Source organism: Paenibacillus sp. JT31N11, from assembly GCF_056269285.1.
On record NZ_JBWDNQ010000001.1, the window covers coordinates 1,441,045 to 1,460,958 of the forward strand.

Genomic DNA, 19,914 nt, shown 5'->3' on the forward strand with positions numbered 1-19,914 from the left:
GGAGTGATTAGGATGAAAGAATTGACATGCGTCGTCGTTGGCGGCGGACATGCGGGCATTCATGCGGTGAAGGAGATTCGCAAAGCATTCAGGGATGAATCAGGAAAACATCAGCTACGGCTCGTCCTGATCGACAAGAATCCCTATCATCTGCGCAAGGTACTGCTGTTCAGGCCAGCTGTGACGAATGAAGACATCAAGATCCCTTTTGCAAAAATGTTTCCCGAAGGGGTAGAAATTGTACAGGCTGCAGTTGTGAAGATCGAAGCGGGAGAGAAAAAGCTGCTGCTGCGCAATGCAGCCGGAACAGAGCATGCAATGAACTATGACATGCTCGTCGTAGCTGCCGGCAGCATCGTCCGGCAGCCCGACCCCGAGCAAGGGGGGCTGCCGCTTGCGACAATGGACAGCGCGCTGAAAATCCGGGACGTTTGGCGTGCAAATTTGAAACTGGCTGCGACGGAAGCCAATCCGGGAGAGCGTGATCGATTGATGACCGTTGCCATCGCGGGAGCAGGTATAAGCGGTATGGAGACGGCCTCTGAGATGGCTTATTATGTTCGTAAAGATGCCGAGCAGCTCGGACTTGATCTTTATAAGGTGAAAATCAACTTATACAATACGAATAAAAGGCTTTTTCCGGAGGGCCCTGCCAAGGTTGGATTGAAATTGGAGCGTTTGCTCCTGGATAGTGGAGTAAAGGTCGTCCATGGGAGCCGGGTGCTCCGGGAAACTGGGGGGAAACTAACACTGGCCAGCGGTGAGACGCAGTCTGTAGGTTTATGCGTATGGACATTGGGGCTGCAGCCCAACCCAATGCTGAGTAAAATTGGCCTGCCGGTCACTGGGGAAGGGTATGTGATGATTGATTCAAGCTATCGGGTTCAAGGCATGCAAGGGGTATACAGCATCGGCGACTGTGCCAAAGCTGTAGATCCGCACACCGGGCGGGCAGACGGGATGACCTGCAAGGAAGCGATCGCCCAAGCGGCAAGGCTCGGCAAGATTTTGGCGGCTGATCTTGAAGGACTTTCCGCACCTGTGCATACCAGTTATATGGATGCGTTCTGCATTGGTTTGGGTCCTGGGAAAGGATTGACCTGGGCACAAAAATGGGGAATCGACTTTGTTATAACAGGCAAGCTGGGCTGGCGTATAAAAAAATATATCTGGGACGCGGCAAGCCTGCAGAAATAAAGGGCAATGAAATTGTCATCCCTTCTTTTCAGATCCCTTTTGAATCAAGCGAAAAGGGAAGCAGCCTCTATAAAGGAGAAATAGGAAAATGAAAGGAAACTCGTACTATTGGCGCAAGCTGCACTCGCTGCTTGGGGTCATTCCGCTCGGGGGCTTCATTCTTGTACACACATTGGCCAATTATCAAGCGTTTGAGCGCGGGCCTGAAGGATTCGCGGGCGCAGTGCATTTCATCAACAGCCTGCCGCTTTTGCCAGTGCTTGAGTTTATTGTGATCTATCTTCCGATTTTGTTTCACGGCATTTATGGATTGTACATGGCCTATCAGTCCAATCTGAATTCAGGGCAATATTCGTACGGACGAAATTGGGCTTTCACGGTGCAGCGTATTACCGGTGTAATTACGTTTATTTTCGTGTGCTGGCATTTTTATAATATCCGTTTTCAAGTTTACATGGGCAATATCACGCACGAGGAACTTGGTTCGACGATGCATCAAATCACCACGAATCCCTCGTTCTTTGTCATTTACGTTATCGGCGTATTGTCGGCGGTATTCCATTTCAGCAATGGTCTATGGGCTTTTCTGATCAGTTGGGGCATCACGATTACCCCGCGAGCGCAAAAAATCTCTTCTTTTATTTGCATGGCCGTATTCGTGCTTCTGTCGGCGTTGTTCATTCTTTCCCTCCTTGCCTTCACTGGCGATGAATTCAAAGAAGCGGCTGGTTTGGCATGATGCGGATAGGGAACCGTCTCCAGAACGGGGGAGGGGGGCATCTGTTCTGAATATATTGTCATCTGAAAGGTCGCCCTAAGGGCGGCTTTTTTGTAATATAAGCAGGTATAAAATTCCTCCATACTTTGCTTATATTTCTGTGGGAGGGAACTGGCCTAAGCAGCCTAAGGACGGCTTCAGCCGTTTCGTGTAGGCTAAACTGACCTGCCCTTGCTTATCATGGGCCAATAAACGTAAACTAATTAAATAAGCAAGCATTCCAAGGAGGAATCCATTATGACTATTACTGTACAGATGGTGCTGGAGCGGCTCACGGGCCCAGTCGGACGTCTCGATCCGACTGTCGATACGCTGAAGAGCGGGCGCATGGATTCCGAGGTCCGGAAAGTGGCTGTTGTGTTCATGGCCACTTATGCGATCATCAAGCAGGCCGTTGAATCAGGCGCCGATCTGATCATTACTCATGAACCGACTTATTACAATCATACGGATGAGGGTGCCTGGCTTAACGGGAATGCGGTTTATGAGAGAAAACATGCGCTTATCGAGGAATCTGGCGTCGCAATCTTCCGGCTGCATGATTATGTCCATTCCTACAAACCGGACGGCATTCTCACCGGAATGCTGAAGAAGCTGGAGTGGGAAGCATACTCGGATCCGGCAGAAATAAACCTGCTTACGCCTCCTTCGAGCGAGCGGCACACAGTCCGCAGCATCGCCTCGCATATGAAAAGCAGGCTTGGCATAGAAAGCATGCTGATAGCTGGAGATCCCGATTTGCCGGTGAGACGGTTTGGGCTGATGCCCGGAGCGTCCGGAGGCCGCCAGCATATCGAATTTCTTGGAAGCCGGGATATCGATCTGCTGATCGTTGGCGAGACGAATGAATGGGAGACGAATGAATATGTAAGGGACGCTGCCGATATGGGACTTGCAAAAGCGCTGATCATTACGGGTCATCAGAAGAGCGAGGAGGCTGGCATGCTGACCGTTGTGGAGATGCTGCACGAGGCATTCCCCGAGCTTCAGATAGCCTTCATGGAGAGCACGCTTGCGGTTCAGCGCATTTGACGACAGCCCGAATCGTTCACCAGGCCAAAGGGAATACGTTCAAGGACGATGCCAGTTATGGTATCGTTTTTTTTGACCTTATAGAATTTATAAGTTTCACGCCTATAAATTTCTATAAGGTTTGAGGGAAGAAACTAACTTTGCCGCCAAAGGACGGCGAAGCCGGTTCTTCTTAAAATGTCCGATTAGAGATACCTTATCCCTTTTTGATATTTTCGAGGAAGATGCTAACGATGCCAACAAGGGACGCAGAAGCCGCTTTTTCTTAGCTTTCTTTAGACCGGTCGGATGCACCGATCATGAATAATTTCCGGGCGCGGTGGGGTATAACAAAATATCAAGGAAAACAATGGAGTGCAGCAGCGTTGGAGCCGCTTACTTGAAATTCAGGAGATGAACCGATTATGTTAACGAAAGAGCAGGTTCCGCACGAGCATGGTCTTGATCACACGCTTGCGCTGATGCGGGAAGGGTATTTGTTCATTCCAAATCGGATGGAGAAATATAAGTCCGATATATTTGTAACGCATTTGCTCGGACAGAAGGTCATTTGCATGAGCGGAGAAGAAGCGGTGAAAGTGTTTTACGATCCGGAACGGTTTGTGCGCAAAGGCGCCTTGCCCAAGCGTCTGCAGGAATCGTTGTTTGGCGCGAATGGCGTCCAGACAATGGATGGCGAAGCGCACATCCACCGGAGGCTGCTTTTTTTATCACTCTTGACCCCGCCGCATCAGAAAAGGCTTGCCGAGCTTGCCATGGAGCAGTGGCAGACTGCCTCCAGCAAGTGGGAAAGCGCCGATAAAGTGGTGCTTTTTGAAGAAGCGAAGGAAATTCTATGCCGGACAGCTTGCATTTGGGCAGGTGTTCCGCTGCAGGAATCAGAAGTCAAAGAAAGGGCAAACGACTTCAGTGCGATGGTTGATGCTTTTGGAGCGGTCGGCCTGCGTCACTTGCGAGGAAGGCTGGCAAGAAACCGGACTGAGGATTGGATCAGATCGTTGATTGAAGATGTCCGGGAAGGCAAGCTGAAGGCTGAGGAGGATTCAGCACTCTATTCGATGTCTTTCTACAAGGCGCTTGATGGAAGTCAGCTGGACACCCAAATAGCTGCAGTAGAACTCATAAACGTATTGCGGCCGATTGTAGCGATAGCAACCTTTATCACATTTTCAGCTTTAGCGCTGTATAAGCATCCGGAATGGAAAGAAAAACTGCGCGCCGGCAGCGGGGACGATCTCGAAATGTTCACGCAGGAAGTCCGTCGCTATTACCCGTTTGTCCCTATACTGGGGGCAAGGGTGCGTGAGGACTTTATATGGAAGCATTATGAATTCAAGAAGGGGACCCTTGGCATTCTTGATATCTACGGTATTAATCATGACGCCAGAATCTGGAGTAACCCGGAAGAATTCCGGCCGGAGAGATTTAAGGAATGGAAAGGCGGCTGGTATGAATTTATCCCCCAGGGCGGAGGCGATCCTGACAAGGGGCATCGCTGCCCGGGCGAAGGCGTAACAGTCGAAATCATGAAGGCGAGCCTGGATTTCCTGGTTAACAAAATTGAATTTGAAGTTCCTGAACAGAAGTTAAGGTATAGTTTGAGACGGATGCCATCAATACCTGGAAGCGGCTTCGAGATGAGTCATATCAGACGAAAGTGAGGACTTCCATTTCTAGAGGGTATAATTAATTGGATTAAAAATTAATTATATTAAATATTATGTATATTAATTAAAATCAATTTTTCTTCGGCATAAGTAAGGAAAACACCTGTTCCATGGTTAATGTGAGAGCGACGAGCCATCACAACCATTCGAAACAGGTGTTTTTTATTATAGGATAGGCGCGGCTGAACGAGGGCCGGGTTGTTGCTCCCTAATAACAGGTACTTCAACCTGTTTATCTAATTCCTCACCGCTGGGGAGATACCTGCCGGGGCCGCCGCCGCCGGGACCACCACCGGGGAATCCACCGCCGGGAAAGCCACCGCCCGGGAACCCGCCGCCGGGGAAGCCACCGCCCGGGAACCCGCCGCCGGGGAATCCACCGCCGGGAAAGCCACCGCCCGGGAATCCACCGCCGGGAAAGCCACCGCCCGGGAACCCGCCGCCGGGAAAGCCGCCGCCGGGGAAGCCACCACCGGGGAATCCACCGCCGGGAAAGCCACCGCCGGGGAATCCGCCGCCGGGAAACCCGCCGCCGGGAAATCCGCCGCCGGGGAAGCCACCGCCGGGAAATCCGCCGCCAGGGAAGCCACCACCGGGGAAGCCACCACCGGGGAATCCATGCCCCGGGAATCCGCCACCGGGAAAGCCGCCGCCGGGGAATCCATGCCCCGGGAATCCGCCGCCGGGGAAGCCTCCCGGGAACCCGCCACCGAGAATGCCGCCCGGGAATCCGCCGCCGAGAATGCCGCCAAGGATGCTGCGGTTCCACCAAAAGTTCGCAGGATGATCAAATGAATTAAAAGACATATCATTTCCTCCAGTAATCGAATTTTCTAATGGGATATCTTATGCTCAGCGAATGCCCAGCGACACTAGCCTATATAAATTGGGTTAATGCTTTTTTGAGTATATCTGACTTCCAGGCTTGCCCGGCAGCATATGAGTTTTTCATTACTTCTGTATCCTGGAAAAATCGAATATTAAATCATGTTTTCATTCGTTCCTCTTGCTTATTCAAGTAACTTGTATTAATTTAGCTGGAAGGCCAGCGGAATGAGTAAATGAACCAGTCCTTATTTAAAATCCATAAACAAGGAGAATATAATGTTAACGACAAAGCAATTGCAAGATATTGAACAACTGCAGCACGAATGTGAAACGCATGATCAGTTGCAGCTTAAACTTAATTGGGGAATGCTGAGAAATCGGGAAGGGGATCAGCTTGACTTTATTCATTATGAGAATGGCAAACTTGCGGCGTTTCTAGGCTTGTACCCTTTTGGTTCCACAGTTGAAGTATGCGGTATGGTAATGCCTGGTGAGCGACGGAAGGGATATTTCCAGCAATTGTTCCGGCAGGGAATGGAAACAGCCAGGCATAACGGATACAAAAAAATATTGTTGAATGCTCCTGCAGGGTCGGATACGGCAAAAGCCTTTTTAAAGAAACAAGGCGCTGTTTATGCATTTTCCGAACATCAAATGGAGTGGCAGGAAAGGCCGCTGGATGCCGCTGAGGGGGTTGCTCTCAGGCATGCGGCAGCCGAGGATTTTGACATGCGTGTGCATTTATCGGTCACAGGGTTCGGAATTGACGAAGCAGATGCCCAAGCTATGGAAAGCAGGGTTGAGGACGACGAAGACACCGATATGTATATGATTGAGATGAACGATAAGACAGTAGGGAAAATTCGTGTGAGCCGGAAAGATGGGCAGGCGTGGATCTATGGATTTTCCATTTTGCCTGATCAGAGGGGCAGGGGAATAGGCAGAGCAGTGCTGCGCCGGGTCATACAGGATCAACGTTCAACCGGTCATTCGGTACACCTGGAGGTTGAAACGAAAAACAACCATGCTCTGGGATTGTATGAATCTGTGGGATTCAAGGCGGTACATGCGCAAGATTATTATTCGTACCAACTTTAAGCCTTCTCCCGCTCTCATATATGATAAAATACAAATGTAATTAGACAAATTCCCATTGGAAAGGTGTGTTTAAGCAATGAGCAACTATCAAATCGTCGACTCACTTACCGAGGAGGTCCAAGCAAACCGGAAATCGGAACATGAGCTTGCCCCTTTGTTTTTGAACCGCTGGTCTCCTCGTGCTTTTTCCGGTCGGCAAGTGTCCGAAGAGGATCTGAACACCCTGCTCGAAGCGGCCCACTGGGCGCCGTCCTCCTACAATGACCAGCCATGGCGCTTCATTGTGGCGAAGACGGAGGAGCAGCTGCGCGTGTTCCATGGCTTCCTTACCGATTTCAACAGAACCTGGGCGTCCAGTGCGCCTGTGCTTGTTGTCATTGCCTCCGATAAGCTGCGTGAAAACGGCGATCCCAATGGAGCTCATGCCTTCGACAGCGGAACCGCCTGGGGATATTTGGCGCTGCAGGCGACCCTGAAGGGATTGTCCACTCATGCGATAGGCGGTTTCGACCGTCAGGCGGCGCGGGAAGCATTACAGATTCCGGACAACTACGAGCTGCATGCCGTGATAGCCATTGGCTATCAGGGCGACAAAAACGAATTGCCGGAAGCGGTCCGGCTCAGGGAAGTGCCTAATGGCCGCAAGCCGCTGAGCGAAGTCGTTTTTGAAGGCAAACCAGGATCCTGAAGAGGTAAGTCCCATCCACAAAGCCCAACTCGAGGCTGATAAAGCCACATGAATGAGGATCAAACCGGTCTTTCATATGGAACAGGGCATGACTATGAAATTATTGTGAATTAGATATGACCAGAAACAGGACAGAGCAGGTCGATTGCCGCAGCTTTGTCCTGTTTTGCTTTGCAGCTGGATACGGTCAGATCCGTTTTCCCGTCGGCCAGCCCCCCGAAACCCGAAGCCCCTTAGGACAGCGCCAGCTTCTGAATCCAGCCCCCGGATCCGGCGCAGTCTTCATCACCAGTACGTCACTCCTCAGCGGTATTCAATTTGCCCTCCTTCCTGAAGCCGCGCTTGATCATGGTGGTAACCGCCGCCAGAATAATGGGGATTGTAGCGCACATATTGATAGCAGGCACGATGAGATACCAGGTTATACTGGATTCCATTTGAGTCGAGTACGTGGTCAGTGACATAAATAGCAACAGCAGTACTAGGGGAAGGATGACGGACCTGCTGTCCTTCAGCTTCAGAAGATGAGCGATCCCCGAGCTGAGCGAAATTAAAGCGATTGTTGCTTTGATATAGGATCCTGCAATCAGCGTAATACCGGCAATCGCGTCGCTCCTTTCGACAAATCCGGAAATATGAGTCACGCGTGCCATCACGTACAAGGTGAAATTACGATGGCCTGCCCCGCTTCCAAACGTCATAGTGGCGCATAAGACGACCAGGATAAAGATCAACATGTTAAGGGCGTATACGGAAAACAGAAGTCTGCCAAGCGGTTCATTCCTGGCAGGACGCACAAAATAAAGCAGTATGGAAAATGTGAAAATCTCTGAATAGGGAAAACCGAAATTGATGATCGCGCCATGCAAAATAGGCGATATGCCGCCCGTGAACTGAGGAAGCAAATTAGCCGGATGGTAGTTCCCCATGCCAAAAAGCAAAATGAGGATGATTGTAGCCAGCATTAACAGGAGGAACAGATTGAATAACCGGGCAGTCACTTCGATTCCGGCCAGCGCCGTGAGCGCGGCAACAAGAAGAATGAGGACATGAAACTCATACAAAGGAGTTCCCAGCATCATGGTGGTAGTAAAGAAAGCACCTACTCCTATGACAATATTGGCGGTCATTCGTACGATTGCAAGGAGCATCAGCACGGCAAAGACCGTACCGATCCATTTGCCGAAGATGTCCCCCAGATATTGGATGGAGGATTTGTCCGGATAGATCCGGTACAGATAAAGGACGCTGAGAAGTCCGGGAATGCCAGCTGTTCCGGAGATGATGACAGAGATCCAGGCACTATTGCTGGCAGCATGGATGACCGGATTTGGAATAAATACGATGGAGGAGCCAAGGGTAAAGGCAAGCAGCAGCAATGCCATTTGAGAAGGGCTCACAAAATCTTTATGATTCATGCTTTTCTGGTCCCCTCTATGGATCGGTTCTTTCGCATATTGATATTATTTGCCGGCAGGCGGATATTATGCAGATGCAGACAAATGTGGAGTTTGTTCACTTTGACATCCACTATCAGAAGGATCATAATGGATTCTATTAATAGACTGCTCAGGTCCTATTTATTTTTTATGCTGCCATCATAGGGCGACTGAAAGGAAGGTAGTATTCTGTGTCTTTTTTCAACCCTGCGCGCCTTCTGCGCGTAAGACCGTTCATTTTTTTTACGATTATTCTGCTGTTAAAAAGCGCGATTGCCTATTTTTCGATTTTCGACGGGGGGCTTTCGTGGAAGATGCTGGTGACCGAGCTGCCCTTCTTCTGGCTCTTGTTCTGCGTGATCGAGATGTTTGCCGTCAAGCGCAAGCTCGGGCTGTATATGACGGCCAACCTGTTCGTGACAGCGATTATTTTCGCGGTTATTATGTATTACAAATATTATGGCGTCATCGTTACCTATCATGCCCTGGAACAGGTTAATCAAGTCACGGCGGTGAAGAACAGCTCTTTCTCGCTTCTTGATCCTTATTATCTGCTTATCTTTCTGGATATTATCGTTCTTGGCTTCGTCTTGTTCCGCAAAAAGACAGCGCAAATATGGAAGCGGATTGCGACGCGTGGCGTGAACCGGAAGGCGGCTACGGTTCTGTTCGTGGTGTCTCTGGTTCTCTGCTTTTTCAGCATCTACCCAAACCGCGCCAGCATGAACGAAATCGTCAAAGCCGAGGACATGGGTATTCTGAATTATGAGGTGTACTCGCTGTTCGCCAATAACAATGAAGAAATCATCGATCCGCAGGAGATTACGCAGGACGCCATCGACAAGCTCAAGAATGTGCAGGAGCCTGCTGTCCCGCAGTACTGGAACGCCGCTAAAGGTAAAAATCTTATTATTCTGCAGTTGGAATCGTTCCAGAACTTCCTAATCGATCTCAAGATCGACGGGCAGGAAATAACGCCGAATCTGAACAAGCTGGCCCATGACAACTTTTACTTTCCGCATTTCTTCCAGCAGGTGGGGGAGGGCAACACGTCAGACGCCGAGTTCGTCGTGAACACTTCCTTCTACATCCCGCCGCAGGGGCCGGCTACGATGATGTACGCGAACAAGGAGCTGCCGAGCCTGCCGAAGCTTATGACCTCGCAGGGCTACCAGACGGCGACCTTCCATACGGATGTCATCGAATTCTGGAACCGCAACAACCTGTACAAGGCGCTTGGCTTCGAGCATTATTACGACCAGAGCTTTTTCGGGACTGACGATACCATTTTCTTCGGCTCATCGGACGAGGTGCTGTACTCGAAGACGGCCGAGGAGCTGGAGCGGATGAACGACAGCGGCAAGCCGTTTTACTCGCAGGTCATCTCGATGACGGCGCATCATCCTTTTACCATTCCGGAACGGAAATACAAAATGACGCTGCCCGAACGGTATGAGGGCACCCTCGTCGGCGATTATATCCGCGCGCAGAATTATGCTGACTACGCGGTGGGGCTGTTCATTGACGATCTGAAAAAACGCGGCGTCTGGGACAACAGCGTTCTCGTCGTGTACGGCGATCATATGGGCCTTCCCATGTACTCGCTCCATCATGACGACAAGGATCTGATGCAGGAAATTTACGGCCATGAGTACAGCTATGCCGATATGATGAACATTCCGCTTATTATCGCCTCTCCTGGCGTCACAAAGCCGGAGGTATTCAATCAGACAGGGGCGCAATCGGATATTCTGCCGACGGTAGCCAATCTGACCGGCGCGCCGCTTGCGGATCATATTCATTTTGGACAGGATCTGCTGAACCAGACTTCCAATCTGCTGCCTCAGCGCTATTACCTGCCCTCCGGCTCGCTGATCAACGACCAGTCGATCTTCCTGCCGGGCGAAGGGTTCGAGGATGGATCCAATTATCCAGTTCCCGGGCTCAAAGATCCCGCCTCCAAAGCTACCCGGGATCAATTTGATCGGGCGCTCAAGCTGCTGAATATGTCCGACAGCTACGTCATCCAGCTGCCTGACCGGAAGCAGTAGACAGCCTATGGACCATGAATCCGCTGCGTGACCAGCAGAACTGGATCGTTTCAGTATATTGAACGGCTTGAACAAACAAAAAACAGGACGATGCAGGGCATTGGCGCCGCTATGTCCTGTTTTTGTTTATTGCGTTGCAGGTACTTATTCTCCCAAATAATTCGTGCCGGCATGCTTTAATTTGATTGTCACGTTTATGGATGTCAGGGAATCCTTGTTCCATCTGAAATGGTTGTTCTGAAACCATTCCTTCCATTGCTTTTGATGTTTTCTATGAAAAATTTCTTCCACGTTAAACAAATCCACGTCTTTTACGATTGTCGCCTTGAATGTGTCCAGAATATCTGCTTTGATTTGCTGCTCAGCGAGCCGTTTTAATTCTGCTTCATTCTCACTGCTTAACATCTCGACTACTGTCGCTGAAAACCTTAGATGCAGACTGAAGGCAGGTTTCTTATCCAGGTTGGCAAATTGTATTTTCACTTTCGGCCTTTCTATCTGCAGGATGGCAACATTTCGGTCGCCCTTCTTTAGAAGCAGGGGGTCAATGATTGCTTTTTTGTTCAACCAGCGCATGCCGGATACCGTCGCACCGTCAAAAGAACCTCTATATTTTTCTCCGCGCAGCATCATGACGCCGTCAATTACGGGGGTAGATTGATCCTTGCCGGACTCCGATTTGGACCAGGCTCCTTCCTTGATAGCAACAACCGGTATGGCAAAGGTGGCGTAATTTTTATTCGCATTCAACAAGAAGTCCTGCAGGTTCACAGGCTTGAAATAGGAATACTGCTTCAAAACCAGTCCAGGTCTCATGAGCAAAGAATTGATCAGGGTTGTATTGGAATTTGTGGGAATAGAAAACAATTCCTCCAGATTGCCTTGTGTACCGTAAAGCTGGGAAGTATAACGTAAATCTCTTTGGCCGGTTACTCCCTTAGACAGAGGCATTATTCCAATTTCCAAGGCAGCGGGCGTGAAAACCATCATTTTGATGTGGCTCCAGAGAATAGGCTGCTGTGATAGTTTAATCATATTATAAAAAGCCATGTTGAGGGTCGGACCCGCTGCTTTTCCAGTCCATGTCGTGTTTTTGGGTTGGCTTGAACTGCCGCTTTCCGATTTTGAAATCCCGGCAAGATCCATGAACTGAAAGTAAACGGTATATTCCTTACCCTTGTAATCAATTCCGAGCGCCGAGATATACATGTAATTTTGAATGATTTTCGAATCCCAGCAGCCTGTCGATAACACCAGTACGAGGATGCAGACAGCCATTTTACATTTCCACTTCAAGTCTCGCCGCCTCCTTCAGGTACATAGGTTTGCACATCCTGCGGCTTCCTCTTCCTGCTCCATGGTTTTTTAAGGAGCCCTGCGAGGATATCCCGGGATTTGAAAGGAGAGACAGGGGAAAGAATCGGCATACCGTATGATTTGCACCAGGATGCATAAATGATAATTAAATAAAACCCCAGATAAAATCCCACCATTCCAAATAGCGATGAAAGAATCATCAGCAGTATCCGGAGAATGGCAATGAAACCGGCCAATGTTTGGTTAACCAACGTATACGAAGCGATCGTGGTTGTCGCAATCACGACGATCATGGTCGGAGAAGTTAATCCTGAGCGAACCGCCGCATCCCCTACGATAAGACCGCCCACCACCGTCACAGTACCGCCTACCGCCTTTGGCAGCCGAACACCGGCTTCTCTGAACAGTTGAAACATGCCAACCATCAGAAAAGCTTCGAACGGCGTGGAAAACGGGATTCCGATCCGGGAAATGGCTATGGTGGCCAGAAAGGAGAGTGGGATTTGTTCGATGTTATAGTCCGTTAATGCAATAAACAAGCTTGGCAAAAATAACGAAACTACCAGTCCGCTGTAGCGGATAATGCGCTGGAATGCGGCGAAATAGAATGATACGGTTTCATCCTCTGGCGACTTTAACAAGGTTGCTATATTGATTGGGGCTATAATGGCCATCGGCGACCCATCCATCAATACGACGAACCTTCCGTTTAGCAAACTCTCAGCCGCAAAGTCAGGTCTGCCGATATAATCGACCAGCGGCAGTAAATGATAGGGGGACTCTGACAGCGCTTCTTCCAGTTGATTGCAGCCAATCAGGCCTTCGGTATGTATCGAAAGCAGCCTTCGCTGCGCCTCTGCAATGATCTCAGGTGATACCAAATCATGAAAATACAAAAGTCCTACTTCCGTTTTGCTTCTCGTACCGATGACATAGCGTTTATAGGCCAGCTTGGGGGAGCGCAGCCGTTTGCGGATCAAAGCGACATTTGTGCCGAGCTGCTCCGTAAATCCGTCCCGGGGGCCCTTGACCGAAGATTCCGTATTCGATTCCTCGGTTGATCTTTCCGGGCGCATAGCGATATCAACGGATAGAGCAAAAGGATCGGAGTCAGGGAATACGATCACAAAATGGCCTGCAAAGATATCTTCCGCTATCCGGGTGAAGGAGATTGTGTCATCCAGTATCTCCGCATTCATCCATACCGGGTTTTTTTCTTCCCGATTTTCAGACAATGTGTGCAGCAGCGGCAGAACCACCTCATTGATCTGTTTATCGTCGATCAACCCGTCGCAGTACATGATAAACGGACCATTCTCTGCGGGATGGTCTGTGATTGCAGCTTTTTTTACAGTAACGTCCTGGCAGTGCGCAAAAAAAGAACGGGCTGCTTCTTCCGTGATTTGATGTTTATTCGGCACCTGGTTTCACCTTCAATCTCCGGAAACTTAAAATAAAGAATACCATTGCGGCAGCGCCCAATCCCAAGCCCATCGCAAGATCATGCCAACGAACGGTAAGCTGAATAAATTTCAAATCATTGGTGGACATCAAGCACACGCACGAGATGGCCAACCATAGGACTGCCATGACGCCAACAGAAGGGGTCATTGTCCTTCTCGGCATTAGCGAACAAACGGCAAACAACAACAGAGATTGTCTGATGAGACAGACTGAAAAAAAATAAATGATGGATAAGGAGTCGATATGCGAGAAATTCATTCCCAAATTTGCCAGTCTCCATTGCTCGAAAACAGGGGTACGCTGCTGAATCGACTCAATAGTCCCGAATGCGCCAAGAGAAATCACGATTGGCACGACAAGGGTGATGACATGAACTAGAAGGAGCGCATAAATGGTTTTAAAATTGATTTTGGATTTGGTGTCGACGAAGGGGGCAAGGACGATAAGGATAAACCAATCCGACATGCCGGCCAGTGAGGATAACAGGGACCCTCCTACCGGTGTCCATCCCCGCTCCAGGAGTGGAACCAATTCATAAAAGTGAAGGAATTTGAATATTCCGAAGAGCAGAACCACAAAGAGGATGATAACGATCGGGAGCAGGACGCCCGCAGCAATTGCCAAGGTACGCAGCCCAAGCAAACTGCCCAGCAAGACCGAAACACTAATAATGAATACAACAAAGAAGTTCGGCGTATTGGGCAAAAACCATATGTTGACCCAATGTACAAGATCAGTCATGTTGACATACAGATTCAACATCAGGATGACCGCCAAAACCGCCGTAATCAACATGCCTATGAATGTGCCCGCACGTTGTTTCAGCCAGCCTTGAACCGTGACTGAGGACATGCGATGGCTTATCCAGGCCAGTACGAAAGCCCAAATCAAGGCGGGTATTGACGACAGGAGTACGCCAATCCAGGCATCCCGCTGTCCATGGATCATTGTCATCATTTTGAAAACACCGAAGTTGTTGAAGCAAATGATTAATACCAGCAGAGACACCAGCTGCTTTTGTGAAATCATGGTTTAATTGTTCCCCCGATCATTGTGATCGTCTGGACGTCATTGGTATTATTTGCCGCCGTATGAAATTTATGCAGAAACAAAACGAGGTTAACCGGATGATGCCGGCTAACCCCGTTATTCGCACGCTCCCTATCGGAGAATGCCAACCTGTTTACTCATTACTCATGCGGGCTGATCCCGCCTTCCTTATGGATTACTATCGTCTCCTCGATAGCCTTGTTCATGGCCTCGTCAGCCATCCTCAGCGCAGTCTGATTGTCCTTGGATTCCGTTGAAATGAGCTTCCAAACCATATCCGTATTGGCATAGATATAGGTCAGGTTCGGCTTGCGGGCAGGCGGCATAGCACCGCTCAAATAGAAAATCGATTGAAGATGCTTGCCTTCCCAACCGGGCACGTCCTTTCCGTATGCCTCCTGAACAGCCGGATCGGCAAGCGGCGAGATGACACCCTGCCTGGACAATTCGGTTTGATACTCCGGCGACAGCAGGTATTGGATGACCTGGAACGCCAGATCCTTGTCGGCGGACTGATTCGTAATAAACATGCCGTTCGTATCGGGCTGGAATTTGGACTTCGGCGCATCGGGAAATACGGGAACCGATGAGATGTCAAAGTTCAAATCCTTGTTCTCGTCGAGCAATTTATTGACGTTCTCCAGTGAATCCACAATCATCGCAATTTTCCCCGTGACGAATTCATTCGTTTTCACCAGCTGATTGCCGGGAATTTCGTAGAACGCCCTGATATTGCTTAAAATCTTCAGCCAATTGTCCGAGACCATGGAAGATTTGTCTTCATTGGGATTAAGCGCGGGCTCCGAGAGCTGATTGAATCTCATATAGTGGGCGGGGTTCATCTGAAAGCCTTTATAGGTGATATCACCGACCTGACGGGTAAGCTTTTTGGTCATTTCATAGGCTTCATCCCAAGTCATGCCGTCCTTGGGGTAGTCCAGGCCAAACTGGTCGAAAATATCCTTGTTATATACGAGCACCCAGTCGTTCGAATTGAACGGAAGCGAGTACAATTTGCCGTCCGATGTATTGACGGAATGCTGAAAATCCGCCGGGTTCAATGTGCCGGTGTCGAAGTTGTATTTTTTGACCAGATCGGTCATATCGTATTCCATCTTGAATCTGCGGATTTGCCTGTACGTATTGCGGCCGACCTCGTCGAATACAATGTCGGGTATCGTGCCCTTGGCGATCAAATCCTCATACCGCGTACCATCGTTCCAGGCAATATGCTTGAACGTAACATCGGGGAATTTGGCTTTGATATATTGGCCGACCTGTTTCTCGTATATGTCCTCGTTGACATAGAATGCAGGCCATGCCGTAAAGATAGTCAGCTCATTAGCGGATGTTTCCGCCGTTTCTTGAGAAACCTCGTTTACGATGTTTGCTTTGTTTACTTCCGCGCCCTTTTCTTCGGTACAAGCCGCCGCCCCCATTATCGTCATTACCGTCAAGAGCGCGATACTGATAATTTTTTTCATGATCCGTTCAGACCTCCAAAATGTTTGTATGCATCGGGAAGATTCTTCATCGGGCAACCGCCAGCGGAGTCATAGATTGATAGACGGGATATGTCAGCGCTTACAAAAATAAAGCTTCATCACGGTCACCCCCTGACATGAATTCATGTTCAACCAGCTGCTCGATATCCTGAAAAAGCGAAGGACGGCAGTGGAAGTCTATTAAACATATCTACAATGGTGAATGCCGGCAATGGGTTATTTGTGCAAATTATAGGCGTATCCCATCATGTATCCGTTCCTCGCGCCAGCCGGCAAAATGAGAGAATGCAAGCAGCGGCGGGAGAGTGAAAAAGCCTATAATAACGATGGAGTCAGCCTATAATGCCGCGGAACGGGACATATACAATTTATCCTATATTCATTCCAATGCGAGATTCTGCAGCAGCGCGGAATTCAAGATGCCTGCAGTACCTGAGGGGGGATTCTTTTAAAAAGGTTTTTGTAAGCGCTTATCTGACGATATTTTGCCTGAAAGGATGTAGAAATCGATGAAAAGTATCAACTGGCTTCTGGCTATCATGCTTTTGTTATCCGTATTTGCTTCGCCCGTAGCGGCGGAAGGGGACACGCCAGAGGAGGAGGCCCCTGCTGTAAGCCCGGAACCGAGTGCAGTGGAGGAGGAGGCGCCTGCCGTAAGCCCTGAACCGGGTACGGCGGAGAACGCGGCAGACCGTTTTACGGATTTAAAGGATCTTCCCGCGGAAGTTAAGGAGAAGTTCGGCACGCTGATCGAAGCGGGTGTATTCAAAGGGATATCTGACGGCCTGTTCGGATTGGACCTCAACATGACCCGCGCGCAGTTCGCCAAAGTGGCGGCACTTATTTTCGCTTTGCCTGTCGACGATAAGCTGGCAATCTCCAGCTTCTCCGATGTCAAGGTGGACGATAAAGCCAACGGGTACGCTCTGCCTTATATTGAAGCCCTCAAAATAGCGGAGCTGACCAACGGCTACGGCTCGGATACCACACGCTACAACCCGTCCGGCAAGGTCAGCCGGCAGGAGCTTGCGGCGTTTCTGATCCGGGGACTCGGCATGGAAGCCGAGGCCAGGGAGGCCGATCCGTCCGATGACGCTACAGTCAGTCCATGGGCGCGAACGTATGCCACATTTGCGCTGGAGAAGAATTTACTTCCCGCCAGTGACAGCGGCACATTCGAGGGTACATCGCCCGTTAGCCGTTATGAGCTGGCGTTGGCCGCTTACGAGGCGCGGAATATATTCCTCGCAGGCATTCAGGAGGCGGGCAAAGTATCCATTCTGGAAGCGAAAGCTTCCGGTGCCAGGAAGGTAGCCGTCAAGCTCAGCCAGGAGGTCGATACCGAAAAGGCGAAGCTGACCGCATCTGCCGGCGGAGATGAGGTTTCCGGGGAAGCCGAGTGGGCGGAAGACAACATGTCCGCGACCATTACGCTGGACGAGAAGCTGGCTCACGGGAAATATCAGGTTAAGCTGTCCGGCCTGGACGAAGGGACCGTTGACCGGGCGGAAGCGGAATTCGACGCGGAGGACGAACGGCTGGAAACACTGGCATTTGCCGCTCCTTCCGATATATTGCCGCGCTCCAAGGTGATTGTCGATTTCAAAGCGGAGAACCAGTACGGCGAGACATCCGATTGGACGTCCGGCGATTTTGAAATCAAGGCGACGGGAGCGGATGTGAATGCGGTTCAGCTGCCGGGCAAACAGGCTTTTCAGCTGGATGTAAGCCGATTGCCCAAAGGTGCTGGAATCTCGATTATTCTGTTCCGGAAGCCGTTAACGGACACCACCCTGAAGCCTGTCACCAAAGTCTTCACCGTCGGGGACCTGCCTGTCGTTTCGAAGGTGGAAGCAGGCGATCTTAAGTTTTTTGGAGCGGATACCGCGCTCAAGCCCGGCGGCCGAGCCTATCTGTTATTTGCCGCCTATGATCAATACGGCTTCCGCGTAACCGATCCCGAGCTTCTGGGCGGAGAGAGAGGCATCGATACGGTGTTCTCGGAACCGGGAATTTTCAACGACAAACCGTCGCTGGACAAGTTTTTCGATTATGACGATGACGGTTATGTCGATCTGTCGCTTGAGGTTTCTCCCGACGTGAAGGTCGACAAGCAAGTAAACCTGATGCTGCTCTCCCGGATATATGGCGAGCCCGCGTCCGTTACCCTGAAAGTCGTGCTGTCCAAAATACCGGCTTCGGTCGAATTCGATTATTCCGACACTCTGACGATCGGTGACGAAGACGAATATATCCCGATTATCGTCAAGGATGCGGAAGGCAAGGAATTATCTCCCGAGGATATCGTGAATGCCGAGACAACCGGCCGGCTCCAGGTAACCGGTTCGAATCAGCTGGTGCTGGAATCCGATCCGCCGACGCGGACCGATTACAGTGTGACGCCCAATGCGGTTCGCCAGACGGCTGTGCAGGCAACCGGCTCCGACAGGGGGAAAATCCGGATTGCCCGCGTCATGAACTATGGACCTGCTTTTATTTCCATTCTATTGCCGTATTCCTCCAAAATGGAGACGTTCAACCTCAATATTGAGCAGGCGAGGGAGAGGACTCCGGCTTCGGTCGAGCTTGACGGAGACAGCAATAATCTGCTCTTTCCCGGTACCGAGCACCAGATCAAATTCAAGATTCTCGACCAGTACGGAGACCAATTGAATACGACGCTCCCCGATTACAAAGTCGATTACAAGCTGGAGCGGGTCAGCGGTGAGTCCGGCGCGATTACGACCAAGGGCGCTGCCGTTCTGACCGATGCTGCTCCGGCAATCCGCCGTGAAATCAATGACAGCTCGGGCAAAGGCGTCACCTTCGTTGCAGATACGCTCAAGATGGGAACCTACAGGCTTAAGGCCTCATTGGTGCGGGTTGACGCCGGCGGAGCGGTTATCGGCACCTTGGCCGCAGCTTCGTCGGTTGCCGAGGTATTCGGCGGCAGCCAGGCGTTAACGTATGAAATGGATCTGGATGACGCATTGTTTGCGGCAGGCAGATATTATTACGAGCATGGGGTGATCAGGAGCGTTACCGATGCCACCTACCTGCTTGAAAATAAAGACGTATTTGCCAGAGAAATTGAAATCAGCGCCAAGGATGAGCTGGGCCGCGAGGTGACTCTGCCGTCCAATATCGTCAGGAGCATCGGATCGGCCAATCCCGATATGATCGGAGACGACGATGTGAACCGGATTATCGGCCTGAATGCGGGCAAATCGACAGTCACCGTCATTTTCGATTCGCCGACAGGGGCGAGGACGCTGAGCAAGGAAGTGGAAGTCAAATATGAACGCCCGGCGATCCAGGAAGTGAAGGTGGACAAGTCGGCGAATGTCGTCGACAGCGCGCAGCTGAACGGTCTGCTGCCCTGGGACGCGAATTTGATGAAGAAGATCACGGTCAAGGACCAATTCGGAGACAGCTTCGATAATGACAAACTGGCGCGCTACAACGATATTTTCGGCATTGTCTATCTAATTGGCGACATCCACTTCAGGCCGAATACCGCTCCGGCCATGAAGGATATTCTCTACATCGACGGCGGCGGCCGCATTGTCTACCAGCCAGGCAGCGGCAACCCCATTGACAATAATGTGGAAGACTTCACGCTGACAGCCATTACGCCTGACGGCAAAACGTATTCGACCTTCATATCCGTCCAGTAAGTTAAGGAAAGGCCATCATACCCTTGCCGGCATCCGGCAGGGGTATTTCACATGTGATATAGGGCGAATAGGGACAGAATCGGGGCGAATATCCGCCATGAAAAGCAGGATTCCCCCATAGTT

At 50.3% G+C, this 19,914-nt stretch carries 14 protein-coding genes; 9 read left to right on the forward strand and 5 right to left on the reverse strand.

Annotation, left to right across the window (positions count from 1 at the left end; translation table 11 throughout):
• Positions 1-12 precede the first annotated feature (12 nt).
• From AC0YNV_RS06345 to AC0YNV_RS06375, 7 genes are all read left to right on the forward strand, one after another.
• A complete protein-coding gene (locus AC0YNV_RS06345; RefSeq protein ID WP_475766772.1) occupies positions 13-1,197 on the forward strand; it encodes an NAD(P)/FAD-dependent oxidoreductase in 1,185 nt (394 codons plus the stop codon).
• Positions 1,198-1,285: 88 nt separating this feature from the next.
• Positions 1,286-1,936, forward strand: coding sequence for a succinate dehydrogenase cytochrome b558 subunit (locus AC0YNV_RS06350; RefSeq protein WP_475766773.1), 651 nt, complete (start codon positions 1,286-1,288; stop codon positions 1,934-1,936).
• A gap of 276 nt (positions 1,937-2,212) precedes the next feature.
• On the forward strand, positions 2,213-3,007 hold the full coding sequence (locus AC0YNV_RS06355; protein WP_475766774.1) for a Nif3-like dinuclear metal center hexameric protein: 795 nt from the start codon (positions 2,213-2,215) through the stop codon (positions 3,005-3,007).
• 404 nt (positions 3,008-3,411) lie between these two features.
• Positions 3,412-4,668 carry a cytochrome P450 gene (locus tag AC0YNV_RS06360; protein ID WP_475766776.1) on the forward strand — a complete coding sequence of 419 codons (1,257 nt, stop codon included), beginning with the start codon at positions 3,412-3,414 and terminating at the stop codon, positions 4,666-4,668.
• 624 nt (positions 4,669-5,292) lie between these two features.
• On the forward strand, positions 5,293-5,469 hold the full coding sequence (locus AC0YNV_RS06365; protein WP_475766778.1) for a hypothetical protein: 177 nt from the start codon (positions 5,293-5,295) through the stop codon (positions 5,467-5,469).
• Positions 5,470-5,778: 309 nt separating this feature from the next.
• Positions 5,779-6,600, forward strand: a complete 822-nt coding sequence (locus AC0YNV_RS06370; RefSeq protein ID WP_475766779.1) for a GNAT family N-acetyltransferase — start codon at positions 5,779-5,781, stop codon at positions 6,598-6,600.
• A 76-nt stretch (positions 6,601-6,676) separates the two neighbouring features.
• A complete protein-coding gene (locus AC0YNV_RS06375; RefSeq protein ID WP_475766780.1) occupies positions 6,677-7,288 on the forward strand; it encodes a nitroreductase family protein in 612 nt (203 codons plus the stop codon).
• A gap of 296 nt (positions 7,289-7,584) precedes the next feature.
• Here the strand turns inward: AC0YNV_RS06375 and AC0YNV_RS06380 are convergent, their stop codons facing one another.
• Positions 7,585-8,706: a GerAB/ArcD/ProY family transporter gene (locus AC0YNV_RS06380; RefSeq protein WP_475766782.1), complete on the reverse strand. Its 1,122-nt coding sequence runs from the start codon at positions 8,704-8,706 to the stop codon at positions 7,585-7,587.
• Positions 8,707-8,918: 212 nt separating this feature from the next.
• Here AC0YNV_RS06380 and AC0YNV_RS06385 point away from each other — a divergent pair, with 212 nt between their 5' ends.
• Complete coding sequence (locus tag AC0YNV_RS06385) at positions 8,919-10,778, forward strand: LTA synthase family protein (protein ID WP_475766784.1); 1,860 nt, start codon at positions 8,919-8,921, stop codon at positions 10,776-10,778.
• Positions 10,779-10,922: 144 nt separating this feature from the next.
• On the opposite strand, the gene AC0YNV_RS06390 is transcribed toward AC0YNV_RS06385, so the two are convergent.
• The 4 genes from AC0YNV_RS06390 to AC0YNV_RS06405 form a co-directional block, all read right to left on the reverse strand.
• Entirely contained in the window at positions 10,923-12,074 is a 1,152-nt protein-coding gene (locus AC0YNV_RS06390) for a Ger(x)C family spore germination protein (RefSeq protein ID WP_475766786.1), read from the reverse strand.
• On the reverse strand, positions 12,071-13,516 hold the full coding sequence (locus AC0YNV_RS06395; RefSeq protein WP_475766788.1) for a spore germination protein: 1,446 nt from the start codon (positions 13,514-13,516) through the stop codon (positions 12,071-12,073). The genes AC0YNV_RS06390 and AC0YNV_RS06395 overlap by 4 nt, the downstream gene beginning before the upstream one ends.
• On the reverse strand, positions 13,506-14,588 hold the full coding sequence (locus tag AC0YNV_RS06400; RefSeq protein WP_475766790.1) for a GerAB/ArcD/ProY family transporter: 1,083 nt from the start codon (positions 14,586-14,588) through the stop codon (positions 13,506-13,508). Before AC0YNV_RS06400 ends, AC0YNV_RS06395 begins: the two co-directional genes overlap by 11 nt.
• Before the next feature lie 161 nt (positions 14,589-14,749).
• Positions 14,750-16,093, reverse strand: coding sequence for an ABC transporter substrate-binding protein (locus AC0YNV_RS06405; protein ID WP_475766791.1), 1,344 nt, complete (start codon positions 16,091-16,093; stop codon positions 14,750-14,752).
• 530 nt (positions 16,094-16,623) lie between these two features.
• Between AC0YNV_RS06405 and AC0YNV_RS06410 the strand changes: the two genes are divergently transcribed.
• Positions 16,624-19,791 (forward strand): S-layer homology domain-containing protein, encoded by a 3,168-nt coding sequence (locus AC0YNV_RS06410; protein ID WP_475766792.1) that lies wholly within the window; start codon positions 16,624-16,626, stop codon positions 19,789-19,791.
• Positions 19,792-19,914: the final 123 nt, after the last annotated feature.

What these genes read in the sequence shown, in the direction of transcription:
- AC0YNV_RS06345 (WP_475766772.1), top strand. Translation starts at nt 13, where the DNA reads ATGAAAGAATTGACATGCGTCGTCGTTGGCGGCGGACATGCGGGCATT.
- AC0YNV_RS06350 (WP_475766773.1), top strand. Translation starts at nt 1,286, where the DNA reads ATGAAAGGAAACTCGTACTATTGGCGCAAGCTGCACTCGCTGCTTGGG.
- AC0YNV_RS06355 (WP_475766774.1), top strand. Translation starts at nt 2,213, where the DNA reads ATGACTATTACTGTACAGATGGTGCTGGAGCGGCTCACGGGCCCAGTC.
- AC0YNV_RS06360 (WP_475766776.1), top strand. Translation starts at nt 3,412, where the DNA reads ATGTTAACGAAAGAGCAGGTTCCGCACGAGCATGGTCTTGATCACACG.
- AC0YNV_RS06365 (WP_475766778.1), top strand. Translation starts at nt 5,293, where the DNA reads ATGCCCCGGGAATCCGCCACCGGGAAAGCCGCCGCCGGGGAATCCATG.
- AC0YNV_RS06370 (WP_475766779.1), top strand. Translation starts at nt 5,779, where the DNA reads ATGTTAACGACAAAGCAATTGCAAGATATTGAACAACTGCAGCACGAA.
- AC0YNV_RS06375 (WP_475766780.1), top strand. Translation starts at nt 6,677, where the DNA reads ATGAGCAACTATCAAATCGTCGACTCACTTACCGAGGAGGTCCAAGCA.
- AC0YNV_RS06380 (WP_475766782.1), bottom strand. Translation starts at nt 8,706, where the DNA reads ATGAATCATAAAGATTTTGTGAGCCCTTCTCAAATGGCATTGCTGCTG.
- AC0YNV_RS06400 (WP_475766790.1), bottom strand. Translation starts at nt 14,588, where the DNA reads ATGATTTCACAAAAGCAGCTGGTGTCTCTGCTGGTATTAATCATTTGC.
- AC0YNV_RS06405 (WP_475766791.1), bottom strand. Translation starts at nt 16,093, where the DNA reads ATGAAAAAAATTATCAGTATCGCGCTCTTGACGGTAATGACGATAATG.
- AC0YNV_RS06410 (WP_475766792.1), top strand. Translation starts at nt 16,624, where the DNA reads ATGAAAAGTATCAACTGGCTTCTGGCTATCATGCTTTTGTTATCCGTA.